Below are 16,331 nucleotides of genomic sequence, written 5' to 3'. Positions count from 1 at the left end.
CATCAATCTTGACTATTGGATGCAAATGCATGTAGGCGTTCCTTCGCCCCAACCAAGCGTCAAGAGAAAGAAATTCCATGAAACTCTATTACTCGCCCGGCGCCTGCTCCCTGTCCCCCCACATCGCGCTCCTGGAAGCCGGCCTGCCCTATGAGCTGGTCAAGGTCGATATCCGGGCCAAGAAGCTCGAAAATGGTGAGGATTATCTGAAGCTGAACCCGAAGGGCCAGGTCCCTGCGCTGGGCCTCGACAGTGGCGAGATCGTGACCGAAGGCCCGGTCATTGTCCAGATGATCGCCGACCAGGCTTCGGCCAAGGCGCTGGCGCCAGCTCACGGCAGCTCCGAGCGCTACAAGCTGCTCGAATGGCTGAACTTCCTCACCTCGGAGGTGCACAAGAGCTTCGGACCGCTGTTCGCGCCGGCGCTGAACGACGAGGCCAAGGCCTTCTTCAGGGATCGCGTCATGGGCAAGCTGACATACATCGACAGCCAGCTCGCCGGCCGCGACTACCTCATGGGAAAGCAGTTCACGGTGGCCGACGGCTATCTCTTCACGATGCTGACCTGGGGCGATCGGATGGAGTTCGACCTCTCGGCCATGCCGAACCTGACCGCCTACAAGGCTCGCGTTGCGGCGCGGCCGCAGGTCCAAGAGGCGCTGAAGAAGGAAGGCCTTGCGCAGGCGAAGTAAGCGCATCGCAAGATGCAACAATCGAAAGGCCGGATCGACGATCCGGCCTTTTTCTTTGTGAACCATTCGATCGGCGGCCACGTCGAAATCGCGGAGCACCTCCATGGGACAGCCGCCGCGATGAACATTATCGTCCTTATGACCGCCGCGGGCGCGCCGCTCGCGATGCTTGGCTTGTCGACGCCGGACCTGCCGCAGCGCAATTGCATCTTCATGATCCATCCGCAGGTCACCTCGGCCGTGTTCGAGAGCAAGGAAGGAAAAATCGTCTTTCCCGATCGGCCGACCGAATATCCGTGCAGCTATGCCAGGAAGAAGGGCGGAACGGACATCGCCTTCACCAACCAGAATGGCTGGCGCTTCGAGGTTCGCATTGGCCGCGGCGATGAAGGCAGCTGGAGAGCGAGTCTTGCCGACGATGCGGTCTCGGGCCGGGCGTTCTCGCCGCTCGGAGACCGCAAATAAAACGGGCCGGATCGTCGATCCGGCCCGTTTTATTTGCCCTGGGGCGGGCTGGGCGCGAACCCATCTCGCCGGATCATCGTACCTATCATTAGACTTATGAACTACTGTTCGCCGAATGTAAGTAGTGCTGTCTTGTCAGTACCCGTAAAGCGCGCGAGCTTGGCGGAATTGTTAGAGGATTATTTCATCGGAGCCGAACTTGACGATTGCCTTGGTCCTGATCGTCGCAAGTGCATTGGTGGGAATAGCGACAGGTTATGTTTTCAGGATCTGGGCGCTGATATTGATTGCGCCGGCGATCGCAGTTTTCTCGGCAATCATTCTTCGCGCTTACGGATTCGGCATGATGGCGGGTGTGACCGTCATCGCCATCTGTCTTGCCGTCTGCCAGCTCGCCTACTTCGCGGCGGCCTACCTGCTGCACGCGCGGGCGGTCTCAGCCCATGACGAAGTCGACGGCGAGCCAGGCGAGGGAAGCCAGCATAAAATCCGCCGCCAGCACAAGTAACGCCAAAGCGGCCCAAAGCATCGGCCCCTTGCGGCGCAGGCGCGCCGGCTTCTGTTGCGGCGAGAGGCGGCCAGTTGTGGGTCCAACAGCATATTTCGCGGTGAGATCGCGACCGAGCGCGGTCTTCCGCAGCACCAAAGAGTTCATCAAGGATACTTTCTTATTTTGTCTTCAACCTGCCGATGGCTCGGCAAGTGTCCCAACCGGATTCGGAACCCTGACCCGGAGCAAGACTAGTGCCAGGGCCGAGCAAAAGAACGGCGCCGCTTCGACACGCCTATGACAATTGCGCGACACCACGGCAGCGGGGGACTCTGACACGGGTCCTACGCGAATTCTGTGATTGGTTCCACAAGCCGGGAACAAATCTGACGCAACCGTGATGACGTCTCCCCAAACAAAAAGGCCGGATCGACGATCCGGCCTTTCTTCTCAAATGATCTTGGGTGGTCAGGCTGCAGCCTTCTTCGGCGCGAATCGGCCGTAGAAGGTTTCTCCCTTCGCGGCCATCTCCTCGAGAAGCTTCGGCGGGGTGAAGCGCGAGCCGTACTTCGCCTCCAGCGTGTGGCAGAGCTCGACAAATTTCTTCGTGCCCATGAAGTCGATGTAGGACAGCGTGCCGCCGGTGAACGGCGCGAAGCCGAAGCCGAGGATCGAGCCGACATCCGCCTCGCGCGGGTCGGTGATGACGTGGTCCTCGACCGTGCGCGCGGCTTCCACCGCCTGCACCACCAGGAAGCGCTGCTTCAGCTCCTCGATGTCGAGCGTGTCGGGATCGAGCTGCTTCGGCTGCAGCGCCGAGAGGCCCGGCCACAGGCTCTTCTGGCCCTTGCCCTTCTCGGGGTAGTCGTAGAAGCCCTTGCTGTTCTTGCGGCCGAGACGGCCCTGCTTCTCGACCATCTCCACCATCAGCTTCTTCTGATCGGGGTTGATGGCGTTCGGGCCGAGATCGGCTTCCGTCGCCTTCATGATCTTGAGCCCGAGGTCGAGTGCGACTTCGTCCGAGAGCGAGAGCGGACCGACCGGCATGCCGGCCATCTTGGCGCAGTTCTCGATCATCGCCGGCGGCACGCCTTCGAGGAACATCTCGTTGCCTTCGGCGACGTAGCGGCCGACGCAGCGATTGGCGAAGAAGCCGCGGCTGTCGTTGACGACGATCGGCGTCTTGCCGATCTGCCGGACGTAATCGAGCGCGGTCGCGAGCGCGAGGTCGCCGGTGTTCTTGCCCTTGATGATCTCGACCAGCATCATCTTCTCGACCGGCGAGAAGAAGTGGATGCCGACGAATTTGCCCTGGTCCTTGAAGCCCTCGGCCAGCGAGGTGATCGGCAGCGTCGAGGTGTTCGACGCGAAGATCACGTCCGGCTTCATATGCTCCTGCGCCTTCGCGAAGGTATCAGCCTTGACCTTGCGATCCTCGAACACGGCCTCGATGACGAGGTCGACGTCCTTGAGTGCAGCATAATCGGCAGTCGGCGTAATGCGCGCGAGCAGCGCGTCGGCGTCACCGGGCTTGGCGCGGCCCTTCTTGATCTGCTCCTCGATCACCTTCTGAGCATGCGCCTTGCCCTTGTCGGCACTCTCCTGGTCGCGGTCGATCAGGACGACGTCGAGACCGGCGCGGGCCGAGACGTAGCCGACGCTCGCACCCATGAAGCCGGCGCCGATCACCGCGATCTTCTTCACCTTGGTCGGGGCTACGTCCTTCGGGCGGCGCGCGCCCTTGTTCAGCTCCTGCATCGACAGGAACAGGCTGCGGATCATCGCGGCTGCTTCCTTCGAACGCAGCACCGAGGTGAAGTAGCGCGACTCGACGCGCAGCGCGGCGTCGATCGGCAACTGCAGGCCTTCATAGACGCAGCTCATGATCGCGCGCGCGGCCGGATAATTGTCGTAGGTCTCCCGGCGATAGATCGCGTTGCCAGCCGGGAACATCATCATGCCGGCCTTGGAGAACACCGGACCGCCCGGCAGCTTGAAGCCCTTCTCGTCCCAGGGCGCGACCGCCTTGCCGCCACCCTTGATCCAGTCCTTCGCCGCCTTGACGAGGTCGCCTGCGGGAACGATGGCGTGAATCAGATTAAGCGCCTTGGCCTTCTCGACCGTGACCGGATCGCCCTTGAGCAGGATCGTCATCGCGTCCTGCGGCGGCACCAGGCGCGGCACGCGCTGCGTGCCGCCGGCGCCGGGGAACAGGCCGACCTTGACCTCGGGCAGGCCGAGGCGCGTCTTGGGATTTTCCGCCGCGACGCGGTAGTGGCAGCACAGCGTGATCTCGAAACCGCCGCCGAGCGCGAGGCCGTTGATCGCGGCCGCCCACGGCTTGCCGGAGGTCTCGATCGAACGCAGCACCTGCGAGAAGCGCCGGCTCTGGTCGAACAGCATCTGGTTTGCGGCGGTCTCGTCCTGCTCCTTCAAGACCTTGGCGTAGGCCTGGTTCATGCCCTCGAGCATCGACAGGTCGGCGCCGGCGCAGAACGCCTCCTTGGCGGAGGTGATGACGACGCCCTTCACGGCGGCGTCGGCCGTGGTTTCCTTGACGATCGCATCGAGCTCGCTGGTCGAGGTCTCGTCGAGCACGTTCATCGAACGGCCCGGGATGTCCCAGGTGACGAGCGCGATGCCGTCGGAATCGGTCTCAACCCTAAAGTTCTTGTAAGCCATGTTGGTTGCTCCTCGGTGCCGCAGCCGATCTCAGGCGCGGCGGTTGACTTGAGATCTCGTAGGATGGGCAAAGGCGCTCTTGCGCCGTGCCCACCATCCTTCGCGGAGACAGCAATGGTGGGCACGCTTCGCTTTGCCCACCCTACGGCAGCTCGTTAGACGCGCTCGATGATGGTCGCGGTGCCCATGCCGCCGCCGATGCACAGCGTCACCAAGGCGGTCGCCTTGTTGGTGCGCTCGAGCTCGTCGAGCACGGTGCCCAAAATCATCGCGCCGGTGGCGCCAAGCGGATGGCCGAGTGCGATCGCGCCGCCATTGACGTTGATCTTCGCGTTGTCGATGTCGAAGGCCTGGATGTAGCGCAGCACGACGGAGGCGAAGGCTTCGTTGAGCTCGAACAGGTCGATGTCCGACTTCTTCATGCCCGAACGCGCGAACAGCTTCTCGGTGACGTCGACCGGACCGGTCAGCATCATCGCCGGCTCGGAGCCGACATTGGCGAAGGCGCGGATCTTTGCGCGCGGCTTCAGGCCGTACTTGCTACCCGCTTCCTTGCTGCCGAGCAGCACGGCGCCGGCGCCGTCGACGATGCCCGACGAGTTGCCGGCGTGGTGCACGTAGTTCACGCGCTCGATTTCCGGGTGCGACTGCACCGCGACGCCGTCAAAGCCGCCCATCTGCGCCATCATCGTGAACGACGGCTGGAGCTGTGCCAGCGACTGCATCGTTGTCGAGGGACGCATGTGCTCGTCCTTGGCGAGGATGGTGAGGCCGTTGATGTCCTTCACGGGCACGATGGACCTGTTGAACCGGCCCTCGTCCCAGGCCTTGCCGGCGCGCTGCTGGCTCTGCACGGCATAGGCGTCGACGTCGTCGCGCGAGAAGCCGTACTTCGTGGCGATCAGATCGGCCGAGACGCCCTGCGGCATGAAGTAGGCCGGCACCGCCATCGACGGGTCCATCGGCCAGGCGCCACCGGAGGCGCCGATGCCGACGCGGCTCATGGATTCGGCGCCGCCACCGATCACCAGCTCATGCTGGCCGCTCATCACCTGGGCTGCTGCGAAGTTCACAGCGTCGAGGCCGGAAGCGCAGAAGCGGCTGATCTGCACGCCGGGCACGGCTTCACCGAGGCCGGCCTTGAGCGCGGCGAAGCGCGCGATGTCGCTGCCGGCTTCGCCGACGGGGTCGACCACGCCGAGCACGACGTCGTCGACGGAATCTTCCGGCAAATTGTTGCGGTCCTTCAGCGCCTTGAGCGGCACGGTGGCGAGCGCGAGCGCGGTCACCTCGTGCAGCGCGCCGTCCGCCTTGCCGCGGCCGCGCGGGGTTCGGACGTGGTCGTAGATATAGGCATCTGCCATGGGAGCCTCCTGATTGCAGTTATTGGTTACGACCGCGGCGCGGTCGGATCATTGGCGAAGCGGGAAGCCTCAGAAAGCTTCCGCCGGCAGTTCCATGATGGTGGCGCAGCCGGCCTGGATGCGGGCGAGATTGGCGGCGGTCTCCGGCAGCATGCGCTCCATGAAGAAGCGGCCGGTGACGAGCTTGGTCGAGAGATAGGGCGTCGCTCCGCTCGCGGCAATCTTGGCCTGCGTCACCTTGGCCATCTTCGCCCACATGTAGCCGAGCGTGACGAAGCCGAAGAGATGCAGGTAATCGGTTGCGGCAGCACCGGCATTGTCGGGCTTTGCCATCGCGTTCTGCATCAGCCAGGTCGTGGCCTGCTGGAGATGGCCGAGCGAAGCCGAGAGCGGCGCGATGAAGGGTTTTAGTGCCTCGTCGCCGCCGTTCTCCTTGGCGAAGGCCATGACCTCGCCGAAGAACGCCATGATGGCGCGGCCGCCGTCGCGCGGCAGCTTGCGGCCGACGAGGTCGAGCGCCTGGATGCCGTTGGCGCCTTCATAGATCATGGCGATGCGGGCATCGCGCACAAACTGCTCCATGCCCTGCTCGGCGATGTAGCCGTGGCCGCCATACATCTGCTGCGCCTGCACCGCGTTGGCAAAGCCGTAATCGGTGAGGAAGCCCTTCAGCACGGGCGTCATCAGGCCCATGTGGTCGTCGGCGGCCTGGCGGTCCTTGGGATCTTCGGAGCGATGGGCGACGTCGCTCTTCAGCGCGGTCCACATCACGAAGGCGCGCGCCGCCTCGTTGAAGGCGCGGATCGAGAGCAGCGTGCGGCGCACGTCGGGATGCACGATGATCGGGTCGGCCTGCTTGTCCGGCGCCTTCACGCCGGTCAGCGAACGGCCCTGGATGCGCTCGCGGGCATAGGCGACCGCGTTCTGATAGGCGACCTCGGACTGCGCGAGACCTTGAACGGCGACGCCGAGGCGGGCCTCGTTCATCATCACGAACATGCCCTGCATGCCCTTGTTCTCTTCGCCGATCAGCCAGCCGGTGGCGCTGTCGTAGTTCATCACGCAGGTGGAATTGCCGTGAATGCCCATCTTGTGCTCGATCGAGCCGCACACCACGCCGTTGCGTGCGCCGACCGAACCATCGGCATTGACCAGGAATTTCGGCACTACGAACAGCGACACGCCCTTGATGCCGGCCGGTGCGCCCTCGATGCGGGCGAGCACGAGATGGATGATGTTGGGGGCGAGGTCATGCTCACCGGCCGAGATGAAGATCTTCGTGCCCGTGATCTTGAAGCTGCCGTCGGGCTGGCGGATCGCCTTGGTGCGGAGCATGCCGAGATCGGTGCCGCAATGCGGCTCGGTCAGGTTCATGGTGCCGGTCCACTCACCCGCCACCATCTTCGGCACGTAGGTCTGCTTCTGCTCGGGCGAGCCGTGCACGATCAGCGCCGCGGTCGCGCCCATGGTGAGGCCGCCATACATCGAGAACGCCATGTTGGCGGAGATCTGGAATTCGTTGACCGCCTGGCTCAGCGTCACCGGCAGGCCTTGGCCGCCGAACTCGGTCGGCGCCGACAGGCCGAGCCAACCACCCTCTGCCACTTGCTTGAAGGCGTCCTTAAAACCCTTCGGCGTGGTGACGCTGCCGTCATCGGCGCGCTTGCAGCCTTCGAGATCGCCGACGCGGTTGAGCGGCTGCAACACTTCTTCCGCAAGCTTCGCGGCTTCGCCGAGGATGGCTTCGCGCACGTCGCTCGACGCATCGGAGAAGCCGGCCAGATTGTCGTAGCGATCGATCTGGAAGACGTCGTTGAGCAGGAAGTTCACGTCTTCGACGGGGGCTTTATAGATCGGCATGATGGTCTCCCGGCAGGCGGTCTGAAGTGATGATGTTGGCTTATGATTGAGCGGCGGCCAACTGCTCCGCCATCAGGCGGTGCAGCATGTTGATCGCCTTGAGCGGACGCACCATCACCTTGAAATTGGTGATGCGTCCCTCGGCATCGAAGGTGATAATGTCGACACCGTTGATCTCGATGCCGTCGATGACATTCTTGAATTCGAGCACCGCGCCGTTGGCGCTTTTCCACTCACCGACATAGGTGAAGCCGGGACCGCCGAGCACCTTCACGGCACTGGCGAGATATTTGAAGGTGATGTCGCGGCCGCGCTGTGGCGAATGCACCACGGGACTTTCGAACACGGCGTCAGGATGGAGCAGGTCCCAGAGCGCGGCGCGGTCGTGGGACTTCATAAAGGCGTACCAGGAATCGAGGCCGGTCATTCTCAGGTGCCTCCCTTAGTCAAAGGCCTTCTTGATCAAAGGCCTTGGCAAAAACGCGAAAACAACCCCATGCACAGTAGCGCGATGGCCGATAAGGGCGGGTCTGAAGCCCGCCTCATATGCACATTGACGCATATGCACCGATGCGCATAAAGTCAAGTCAATTGGTCGAGACCTCGAAAGGGAGCTGGTGCCATGGCGCTGGGCGACGCAATCCTCGCATGTCTGACGGAACGTCCGATGACGGGCTACGAGCTCGCCAAGACATTCGATTCCTCGATCGGCTTCTTCTGGAAAGCCGACCACCAGCAAATCTACCGCGAGCTCTCGAAGCTGCGCGACCGCGGCTACATCCAGGGCCGCGAGGTCGTGCAATCGGGCAAGCCCAACAAACTGATTTATACGCTGACTCCCGAGGGCCGAACAGCGCTGCGGCACTGGGCCGCGCGGCCGAGCACACCGCCCTCGATCAAGGACGACCTGCTGGTGCGGCTGCACGCGCTCGACAGCATCGACATCGAGCCCATGCGCACCGATCTGATGGCCCGGCTGGAGCACCACCGCGACCGGCACGAGAATTACGAGCGGATCCTCAAGAAGCGATTCCCGGAGGGCTCGGCGTCGGGCGTGCTCGACCTCGGCAATCTGCTGCTGCTTCAGCTCGGTGCCCGCCACGAGCAGATGGTGGCCGATTTCTGCGAAGAGGCGCTCCAGGCGCTATCGGCGATGAGCGGCAAGGGCACGGTCGTGCCGCTGGAGGACGGCAAGCGCGAGGGGAAGGGCTGAGCCTGCGCAGCCCTAGTACTTCGTGACGACCGGCCTATCCCAGTTGAACCGGACATTGACGCCGGCGCGGACGATGTCGTCCGTCAGCCGGACGTCGCGCGTGACGGCGCCGCTGATCGGCGGATCGACATATCGTTTGCTGCCAAAATCGACGTGCACATATTCGAGCTTGAGGGTCACGGCGCCCCAGGTATCGACATAGGCCGCCCATTCACCACCGAGCCCGGCCGCCAAGCCGGTGCGGGTCTGGGAGCTGGTGACCTGCACCACTTGGTTGGACACGGTGACCTCGGTGCCCGCGAAGGCGATACCGGCCGTGCCATAGATCAGAAACTGATCGAGCGCGTAACCGACACGGCCGCGGAACATATCGATCCATTTTTCCCGCGTGCCGCTCGTCACCCCGACGTTGAAGGGCGGCAGATCCTGCACCTTGCCGTGCTGGTTGGTCCATGACGCGTCGTTCTCGAAGCCGAGCACGGTCTTTTCGATCTGGAAATCGCAGCCGAAGACACCGCCCGCGACGGCAGCACCGCTGAGATTGAAAGTCCCTGTGATCGTTGGCCCGGAGTCGTCGCCGGCGCGCCGGACATGCTCGCTCTTGCCCCAGTTGCCGCCGCCCTGGATGCCGACATAGCAGCTGGTCCAATTGTATCCCGCGGGCGCCGGTGCCTTCACCGCAGGCGCTGCCGCCGGGGCATCGGCGGCAACAGCATGCGATGCCAGTCCGGCCGCCATCGCGGCCACGAGCAACCTTTTCATGTCAGCCAACAATCCAGTCAGGCAAGAACCCGCCCGTGGATCGGGCCGCTCTCTATCCATTGAGACGTGCGGATCGGGCGCGTGGCGAAATCTTTGTCGGGACGCAGCTTTGGGGCGGGGCCAACGGCGGCAATCGGGTTCCCGGCGCCCAACTTTAAGACACCGGCAACGCGTTCCTTAACCCGTTATTTACCGTAACAGGAAAAAGTCGGTTTTCGAGGCAGACGACCCGCGCCAAATCCGATTGTCTTCACAACCGGCACGCGTGGGGAGGCTGGAGGCGCCGGGTGGGGCGCCGGAGTCGGAACCGGACAGAGTCATGAATTCGCGCGTATCGTGGAGTGTTGACGGCATCGATCCATCCGTCAGGGAGCGGGCCGAAGCTGCTGCGCGTCGTGCCGGCATGTCACTCAACGATTGGCTGAACTCCACGCTCGGCGAGACGGCCCCGCCGAATTTTCGCGGACCTTACGATCAACGCCAAGAACAACGTCAAGAGCAGCGCCAGGATCAGCGCCCGCAACAGATGCCGAGCCAGGAGAGCCGCGACGTCGCCGATATCCACCAGCGGCTCGACGCGATCACCCAGCAGATCGAACGGATTTCAAAGCCCGCGCCGCGCCAAGATGCTTCACGACAGGACGCGTCGCGACCAGACGTCTCGCGCGAGCAGGGCGTCGCGCGCCAGCTCAACGACGCGATCTCGCGGCTCGATGCGCGGCTGTCGCAAATCTCAAAGCCGCAGCAACCTCAGCGGCCGGCACCGGCTCCGGCACCCGTCGAGACGCGCCAGCGCCAGGCCGATATGGTCGAGCGCGCGGCCGCACAGGTCTATCGCAATTCACCTCCCCTGAGCCCCGCGTCGTTCGACGTTGCCGTCGCCGAGATCACGGCCCGGCAGAGCGAGCTCGACGGCTTTACGCCGCGGCAGATACCGCCACGCGCAGCGCCGTCGATTGCACCGACGGCAGCTCCTTTCGCGCCCCCGATGGCGCCGCCCGCGCCTGCCTATGCACCGCCGCCCCCGCAGCCGGGGCCGGATTTCTCGTCGCTCGAGCGCCATTTGCTCAAGATCACGAGCCAGATCGAGTCGCTCCAGCGCCCTGACAATACCGAGCAGGCGATCAACGCTTTCCGCAGCGAGCTCGCCGAGATCCGCCACGCCATCACCGAGGCGATGCCGCGCCGCGCGATCGAATCGATCGAGAACGAGATCCGCTCGCTGCATCGTCGCATCGACGAGACCCGCTCGTCCGGGACGGACGGCCAGGTCCTGTCGGGCATCGAGCACGCGCTGTCCGAGATCAAGCAGGTGCTGCGCACGCTGACGCCGGCCGAGCAGCTCACCGGCTACGACGAGGCGATCCGCAATCTCGGCGCCAAGCTCGATCTGATCCTGCGCGCCAATGACGACCCGTCGACGGTGCGCCAGCTCGAAGGCGCGATCTCGGCGCTGCGCAGCATCGTCTCCAACGTCGCCTCCAACGAAGCGCTGGCGCGTCTTTCCGAAGACGTGCAGCTGCTGTCCTCCAAGGTCGACCAGGTCACCCGCTCGTCCGGCCCCAGCGACAGCTTTGCGGTACTGGAGCAGCGCATCGCGGCCCTCACCGCCGCGCTGGAAACGCGCGAGCGGCCGCAGCCCACCGAGAGCAGCGAGCATCTCGAAGCCGCGATCCGCGCGCTGTCGGACCGTTTCGACCGCATGCAGGTCGGCAACGATTCCGCGTCGACCTTTGCGCATCTCGAACAGCGGGTCTCGTATCTGCTGGAGCGCATCGAAGCCGCCTCCGATCCGCGCAACGGCAATCTAAGTCGCGTCGAGGACGGGCTGCACGACATCCTGCGGCATCTGGAGCGGCAGCAGGCGACCTATTCCGCCCTCGCCGAAAGCCGCAATTCGGCACCGTCTGCCGATTCCGGCATGGTCGATCTGGTCAAGCGCGAGCTCTCCGACATCCGCTTCAGCCAGGCCGAGACCAACCGCAGCACCCAGGATTCGCTCGAGGCCGTGCACAGCGCGCTCGGCCATGTCGTCGATCGCCTCTCGATGATCGAGGGTGATCTGCGCGCGGTGCGCACGGCGCCGCCGGCCCCCGCGCCGCAGCCGATGCCCAGTTCGACGTCCATGTCGATGCCAATGGCCGCGCCCATGGAGCCCCCGCCTGTCGCGCGCGAGCCGTGGCAGCAGCCGCAGCAGCAGCCGAAATACGATCCGAAGCCGGAGCTGATGAACCCGGCCGCCGCGCAACAGCCGCCACAGGGCGCCTTCGTCGCCGCGCCGCGCGAATTCCATGCCGCCGCACCGGCCGCGCCGCCGCCGGTGCCAACGGCACCGCCCGTTCCGCCGCGTGCGATCAGCGAGATCCTCGAGCCGCACACGGCGCCCGCGCGCGCCGCGCTCGCACCGGAATTGCCGCCGGACCATCCGCTCGAGCCGGGCACACGGCCGGGCGGCCGCGTCGCCACGCCCTCGGAGCGCATTGCCGCGTCCGAAAGCGCGATCAGCGAAATCCCCGCCGCGCCGAAAGAGCCGGTGTCGTCGTCGAGCTTTATCGCGGCCGCACGCCGCGCCGCGCAGGCCGCCGCCGCGCAGCCGGAAAAGCCGGCCCGCGGTGCCAAGGCAAGTGCAAAGGCAGCTGCCAAGGCGGCCATCGCAGGCCGCACCAAGGACAAGGGCCAGGAAGGCGGCTCGACCATCACCTCGAAGATCCGCTCGCTGCTGGTCGGCGCCAGCGTGGTCGTGATCGTGCTCGGCACCTTCAAGATGGCGATGAACCTGCTCGATGGCGGCAGCCCGCCACCGTCACCGCAGGCGATGGAGAATTCGTCGAGCGCGCCCGCGCCGCAGGCTCCGCCGCCGCCGGTCGAGACCAGGCCTGCCACGCCCGAGCAGGTCACGCCGTCGATGACCTCGCCGACGCCGATCGGGAAGCAGTCGCTGAATAATCCCGCGCCGGCTCCCATGGCAGGGTCGGGCAGCTCGGCTTCGGTCGAAATCCCGCCGGTCCCCGCGACGCCACCACCGCCTGCGGCGAGCAACGACGTCACCGGCGCGCTGTCGGGCGCGAGCCGCGCGAGGCTCGGCATGATCCAGGTGCCGCCGAGCGAGAAGCTCCCTGACGGCATCGGCGGTCCGGTGCTGCGCACCGCCGCGATGAAGGGCGATGCGACCGCGGCCTACGAGATCGGCGTGCGCTTTGCCGAGGGCAAGGGCGTCGCTGCGAATTACGATGAAGCCGCCAAATGGTACGACCGCGCGGCGCAGGCCGGCGTGGTGCCCGCGACCTTCCGCCTCGGCACGCTCTATGAGAAGGGCCTCGGGGTGAAGAAGGACGCCGACATCGCCCGCCGCTACTACACGCAAGCCGCCGAGCGCGGCAACGCCAAGGCGATGCACAATCTCGCGGTGCTCGACGCCGACGGCGGCGGACGCGGCGCCAATTACAAGAGCGCGGCGCAGTGGTTCCGCAAGGCCGCCGATCGCGGCGTCGCCGACAGCCAGTTCAACCTCGGCATCCTCTATGCCCGCGGCATCGGCGTGGAGCAGAACCTCGCCGAATCCTACAAATGGTTCACTCTCGCAGCCGCCCAGGGTGACGCGGATGCGTCGGGCAAGCGCGACGACGTCGCCAAGCGGCTCGATCCGCAGTCGCTCGCCGCCGCCAAGCTCGCGATCCAGACTTTCAGCGCCGAGCCGCAGCCTGACGATGCCGTCAATGTTCCCGCCCCGAACGGCGGCTGGGACAGCGCGCCGCAGGCGAACGCAAAGCCTGCGCCGAAGCCGGTCGCGACCAAGCGCTCAGCCTCGGCGGCGCACTAGAGCGCACTCTCACTCCTCATGGTGAGGAGCGCGCCCTGGCGCGCGTAGCGGACGATGCTTCGCATCGCCGCGAGAACCATGCAGGCCCCCACCACCGATCCGGGCTTCGCCCTTCGAGACGCCTGCTGCGCAGGCTCCTCAGGGTGAGGGGAGACAGCTCGCGCGCCGTATTCACCACGCCCCAAATTCATGGTCCCGCCCGACAACGAATTCCGCTATTGAAAGGCGCGGCAATCGTTCCGACCGTCCGGCGAGCATTCCCGCGCAATCGATCCATTTCGCCGGAGTGTGGTCCTTCGATGCAGCTCTATCTCCCGATAGCCGATCTGCCGGTCAACATCTTCCTGGTGCTGGCGATGGGTGCGGCGGTTGGCTTCGTCTCCGGCATGTTCGGGATCGGCGGCGGCTTCCTGATGACCCCGCTCCTGATTTTCATCGGGATCACGCCGGCAGTCGCGGTCGCCTCCGTTGCGAGCCACATCGCGGCCTCCTCTTTTTCCGGTGCGCTGTCCTACTGGCGGCGGCGTGCGATCGACCCGGCACTGGCGAGTGTGCTGTTATGCGGCGGCGTCACCGGCACGGCGCTCGGGGTGTGGACCTTCACGCAGCTTCGCGCGCTCGGCCAGCTCGATCTGATGATCGCGTTGTCCTACGTGGTGCTGCTCACCACGGTCGGCAGCCTGATGTTCTCCGAGGGCCTGCGCGCCTTGATGCGGACCCGCCGCGGCGCGGTGCCGCCACGGCGCACGCACAGCTGGATCCACGGCCTGCCGCTGAAGATGCGGTTCAAGCGCTCGAAGATCTACCTCTCGGTCATTCCGGTCGTGATCGTCGGCATCGTGATCGGCTTCATCGGCGCCATCATGGGCATCGGCGGCGGCTTCATCCTGGTGCCGATCATGATCTATCTGCTGCGGGTGCCGACCTCGACCGTGATCGGGACCTCGATGGTCCTGACGTTGGTCACGATGCTGTTCGCGACCTTGCTGCACGCGGTGACCAATCACCTTGTCGACGCGGTGCTGGCGCTGATCCTGATGGTCGGCGGCGTCACCGGCGCGCAGTTCGGCGCCCGCGCCGGCCAGAAGATCCGGGGTGAGCAGCTGCGGCTGTTGCTGGGCCTGTTGATCCTTTCGGTCGGCGTCCGCTTCGCCATCGAGCTGGTGATCCGGCCCGAGGATCTCTTCACCATCCGTGAATTGGGAGTGAGCGGATGATGCGCGCAGCTCTCGCAATCCTTCTCGTTCTGCTGCTGGGCTCAGCGGCGCGCGCCGAGCGACTGATCGTGTCGGTCTCCAACCACCGCGTCACGGTGACGCCGAACTATTCCGGCGAGGAACTGGTGCTGTTCGGCTCGGTCGAGAAGGACGCCTCCACGCCTGCGGACCGCAAGAGCTACGATCTCGTCGTCACCGTGATGGGCCCGCGCGCCGACATGGTGACGCGGCGCAAGGAGCGCACCTTCGGCATCTGGATCAACACCGACTACCGGCAGTTCCTGGCGGTGCCGAGCTATCTCGCGCTGTTCGCCAACCGCCCCTTCGATGTCATCACATCGCCCGAGATCGCGCGGCGGCAGCAGATCGGGCTCAACAACGTGCTGCTGACCCAACGGGTCAGCGGCGACTATGCCGACGTGGTGCCGAACGATGCGTTCCGCTCGGCCTTCATCCGCCTGCGAACCCAGAAAGGTCTCTATCGCGAGGACCCGAGCGCGGTGACGTTCCTGACGCCGACGCTGTTCCGCACCGGCATTCCACTGCCGGAGGAGGTGCCGATCGGCACCTATGAGGTGGAAATCAAGCTGTTCGCGAACGGCGCGTTGGTCACCAAGACCGAGACCGCGTTCGAGATCGTCAAGGTCGGCTTCGAGCAGTTCGTCGCGACCAGTGCGCGGCAGCACGGGCTGATCTACGGCCTCGCGACGGCCGCGATGGCGCTGATGACGGGCTGGATGGCGTCGATCGTGTTTCGGAAGGATTAGCGTCCGTCATTGCGAGGAGCACCACTCTCTCCTCCCGTCATCGCCCGGCTCGACCGGGCGATCCAGTATTCCAGAGGCCTTCGTCGAATAGCTCGCTCTCGCAACGACCGCCGCGGCGTACTGGATGCCCCGGTCCCGGCTCCGCCAAGGCTACGCCGGGCCACAAGCTCGCCCGGCCGCCGAAGCTTCAGCGAAGGCGGCAAGCCGGGGCATGACAGCTGAGGCTCACGGCGCCTCAACCACCGTCGGCAGGCCCGGCTCCAGCAATCGCAACCGGGTCCCGAAGCCGAGCACATCAAAGGTCTTGCGCAGATCCTCGCCGTCCTGGCGGAAATGCGCCCAGCCCTCGGTATGCAAGGGCACGATCATCGCATCCGGAAAGGCGCGCGCCGTCTCGATGGTGTCGTTGGTGTCCATGGTGAGGTGGAACGGCCCGCGCGTTTGCGCCGCGCCCGCGAACGGCAGCACCACGCCGCATTTGAAGCGGCGCGCGACCTCGGCGACGCCGTCGAACCAGGTGGTGTCGCCGCTGATGTAGACGTCGCTCGTGTCCGTCCGGCTCGAGGACACCACGAAGCCGATGACGTCGCCCGACAGCGGCTCGATGCCGGCGGGGCCGTGGCGCGCGGGCGTCGCGGTGATCGTCAGCGTGTTGCCGTCACGGTCCTTCAGATGCGAGGTCGCCCAGGGCGCGAGGCCCTCGACATGGCCGCCGAGGCGTTTTGCGCCGGCCTCGGTCGTCAGCACGCGCTTTGCGTGTTTGAGAAACGCGCGGCCGGAATTGTCGAGATTGTCGGAGTGCTGGTCGTGGCTGAGCAGGACCGCATCGATCGGGCCGATCGCATCGGCCTTCATCGCGGGACCGGTGGTCTTCTCCAGCGTCACATGCGGCAGCTGGTAGGCGCCGGGCGCATCGAAGGTCGGATCGGTGAGCAGGCGGAAGCCGTCGATCTCGATCAGCGCGGTAGGGCCGCCGATCAGGGTGATGGAAATGGGCAT

Annotated in this window: 13 protein-coding genes; 7 read left to right on the top strand and 6 right to left on the bottom strand. The window is 65.3% G+C overall.

Annotation, left to right across the window (positions count from 1 at the left end; translation table 11 throughout):
- Positions 1 to 77 precede the first annotated feature (77 nt).
- From gstA to ABIB99_RS13715, 3 genes are all read left to right on the top strand, one after another.
- Positions 78 to 692, top strand: a complete 615-nt coding sequence (gene gstA, locus ABIB99_RS13725; RefSeq protein WP_063980749.1) for a glutathione transferase GstA — start codon at positions 78 to 80, stop codon at positions 690 to 692.
- A 120-nt stretch (positions 693 to 812) separates the two neighbouring features.
- Positions 813 to 1,157 (top strand): hypothetical protein, encoded by a 345-nt coding sequence (locus ABIB99_RS13720; RefSeq protein ID WP_354176178.1) that lies wholly within the window; start codon positions 813 to 815, stop codon positions 1,155 to 1,157.
- Positions 1,158 to 1,356: 199 nt separating this feature from the next.
- On the top strand, positions 1,357 to 1,665 hold the full coding sequence (locus ABIB99_RS13715; RefSeq protein ID WP_063980751.1) for a hypothetical protein: 309 nt from the start codon (positions 1,357 to 1,359) through the stop codon (positions 1,663 to 1,665).
- 450 nt (positions 1,666 to 2,115) lie between these two features.
- Here ABIB99_RS13715 and ABIB99_RS13710 read toward each other — a convergent pair whose 3' ends face one another.
- From ABIB99_RS13710 to ABIB99_RS13695, 4 genes are all read right to left on the bottom strand, one after another.
- Positions 2,116 to 4,329, bottom strand: a complete 2,214-nt coding sequence (locus tag ABIB99_RS13710) for an FAD-dependent oxidoreductase (RefSeq protein WP_063980752.1) — start codon at positions 4,327 to 4,329, stop codon at positions 2,116 to 2,118.
- Positions 4,330 to 4,484: 155 nt separating this feature from the next.
- The gene (locus ABIB99_RS13705; protein ID WP_231143818.1) at positions 4,485 to 5,693 is read right to left on the bottom strand and encodes an acetyl-CoA C-acetyltransferase; all 1,209 of its coding nucleotides are present in this window, start codon (positions 5,691 to 5,693) and stop codon (positions 4,485 to 4,487) included.
- A gap of 69 nt (positions 5,694 to 5,762) precedes the next feature.
- Entirely contained in the window at positions 5,763 to 7,553 is a 1,791-nt protein-coding gene (locus tag ABIB99_RS13700) for an acyl-CoA dehydrogenase C-terminal domain-containing protein (RefSeq protein WP_208089104.1), read from the bottom strand.
- Between the two features lie 40 nt (positions 7,554 to 7,593).
- A complete protein-coding gene (locus ABIB99_RS13695) occupies positions 7,594 to 7,980 on the bottom strand; it encodes a nuclear transport factor 2 family protein (RefSeq protein ID WP_354176176.1) in 387 nt (128 codons plus the stop codon).
- 195 nt (positions 7,981 to 8,175) lie between these two features.
- Between ABIB99_RS13695 and ABIB99_RS13690 the strand changes: the two genes are divergently transcribed.
- Positions 8,176 to 8,766: a PadR family transcriptional regulator gene (locus tag ABIB99_RS13690; protein ID WP_028159994.1), complete on the top strand. Its 591-nt coding sequence runs from the start codon at positions 8,176 to 8,178 to the stop codon at positions 8,764 to 8,766.
- A 12-nt stretch (positions 8,767 to 8,778) separates the two neighbouring features.
- Here the strand turns inward: ABIB99_RS13690 and ABIB99_RS13685 are convergent, their stop codons facing one another.
- A complete protein-coding gene (locus tag ABIB99_RS13685) occupies positions 8,779 to 9,528 on the bottom strand; it encodes an outer membrane protein (protein WP_161495873.1) in 750 nt (249 codons plus the stop codon).
- Positions 9,529 to 9,847: 319 nt separating this feature from the next.
- Between ABIB99_RS13685 and ABIB99_RS13680 the strand changes: the two genes are divergently transcribed.
- The 3 genes from ABIB99_RS13680 to ABIB99_RS13670 all read left to right on the top strand — a co-directional run bounded on the left by ABIB99_RS13680 (position 9,848) and on the right by ABIB99_RS13670 (position 15,332).
- The gene (locus ABIB99_RS13680; RefSeq protein ID WP_354176175.1) at positions 9,848 to 13,348 is read left to right on the top strand and encodes a tetratricopeptide repeat protein; all 3,501 of its coding nucleotides are present in this window, start codon (positions 9,848 to 9,850) and stop codon (positions 13,346 to 13,348) included.
- 299 nt (positions 13,349 to 13,647) lie between these two features.
- Positions 13,648 to 14,565 carry a sulfite exporter TauE/SafE family protein gene (locus tag ABIB99_RS13675; protein WP_071916904.1) on the top strand — a complete coding sequence of 306 codons (918 nt, stop codon included), beginning with the start codon at positions 13,648 to 13,650 and terminating at the stop codon, positions 14,563 to 14,565.
- Positions 14,562 to 15,332: a TIGR02186 family protein gene (locus tag ABIB99_RS13670; RefSeq protein ID WP_071916903.1), complete on the top strand. Its 771-nt coding sequence runs from the start codon at positions 14,562 to 14,564 to the stop codon at positions 15,330 to 15,332. Before ABIB99_RS13675 ends, ABIB99_RS13670 begins: the two co-directional genes overlap by 4 nt.
- A 225-nt stretch (positions 15,333 to 15,557) precedes the next feature.
- On the opposite strand, the gene ABIB99_RS13665 is transcribed toward ABIB99_RS13670, so the two are convergent.
- Complete coding sequence (locus ABIB99_RS13665; RefSeq protein ID WP_354176173.1) at positions 15,558 to 16,331, bottom strand: MBL fold metallo-hydrolase; 774 nt, start codon at positions 16,329 to 16,331, stop codon at positions 15,558 to 15,560.

It is taken from the genome of Bradyrhizobium sp. LA6.1, assembly GCF_040547805.1.
GTDB lineage: Bacteria > Pseudomonadota > Alphaproteobacteria > Rhizobiales > Xanthobacteraceae > Bradyrhizobium > Bradyrhizobium barranii.
The sequence above is the reverse complement of the archived record's forward strand: the minus strand, read 5'-3'. Positions and strand labels throughout refer to the sequence as shown.

Excerpts from the sequence above, each read along its gene's own strand:
- gstA (WP_063980749.1), top strand. The coding sequence starts at position 78 with ATGAAACTCTATTACTCGCCCGGCGCCTGCTCCCTGTCCCCCCACATC.
- ABIB99_RS13720 (WP_354176178.1), top strand. The coding sequence starts at position 813 with ATGAACATTATCGTCCTTATGACCGCCGCGGGCGCGCCGCTCGCGATG.
- ABIB99_RS13710 (WP_063980752.1), bottom strand. The coding sequence starts at position 4,329 with ATGGCTTACAAGAACTTTAGGGTTGAGACCGATTCCGACGGCATCGCG.
- ABIB99_RS13705 (WP_231143818.1), bottom strand. The coding sequence starts at position 5,693 with ATGGCAGATGCCTATATCTACGACCACGTCCGAACCCCGCGCGGCCGC.
- ABIB99_RS13700 (WP_208089104.1), bottom strand. The coding sequence starts at position 7,553 with ATGCCGATCTATAAAGCCCCCGTCGAAGACGTGAACTTCCTGCTCAAC.
- ABIB99_RS13695 (WP_354176176.1), bottom strand. The coding sequence starts at position 7,980 with ATGACCGGCCTCGATTCCTGGTACGCCTTTATGAAGTCCCACGACCGC.
- ABIB99_RS13690 (WP_028159994.1), top strand. The coding sequence starts at position 8,176 with ATGGCGCTGGGCGACGCAATCCTCGCATGTCTGACGGAACGTCCGATG.
- ABIB99_RS13685 (WP_161495873.1), bottom strand. The coding sequence starts at position 9,528 with ATGAAAAGGTTGCTCGTGGCCGCGATGGCGGCCGGACTGGCATCGCAT.
- ABIB99_RS13680 (WP_354176175.1), top strand. The coding sequence starts at position 9,848 with ATGAATTCGCGCGTATCGTGGAGTGTTGACGGCATCGATCCATCCGTC.
- ABIB99_RS13675 (WP_071916904.1), top strand. The coding sequence starts at position 13,648 with ATGCAGCTCTATCTCCCGATAGCCGATCTGCCGGTCAACATCTTCCTG.
- ABIB99_RS13670 (WP_071916903.1), top strand. The coding sequence starts at position 14,562 with ATGATGCGCGCAGCTCTCGCAATCCTTCTCGTTCTGCTGCTGGGCTCA.
- ABIB99_RS13665 (WP_354176173.1), bottom strand. The coding sequence starts at position 16,331 with ATGCCCATTTCCATCACCCTGATCGGCGGCCCTACCGCGCTGATCGAG.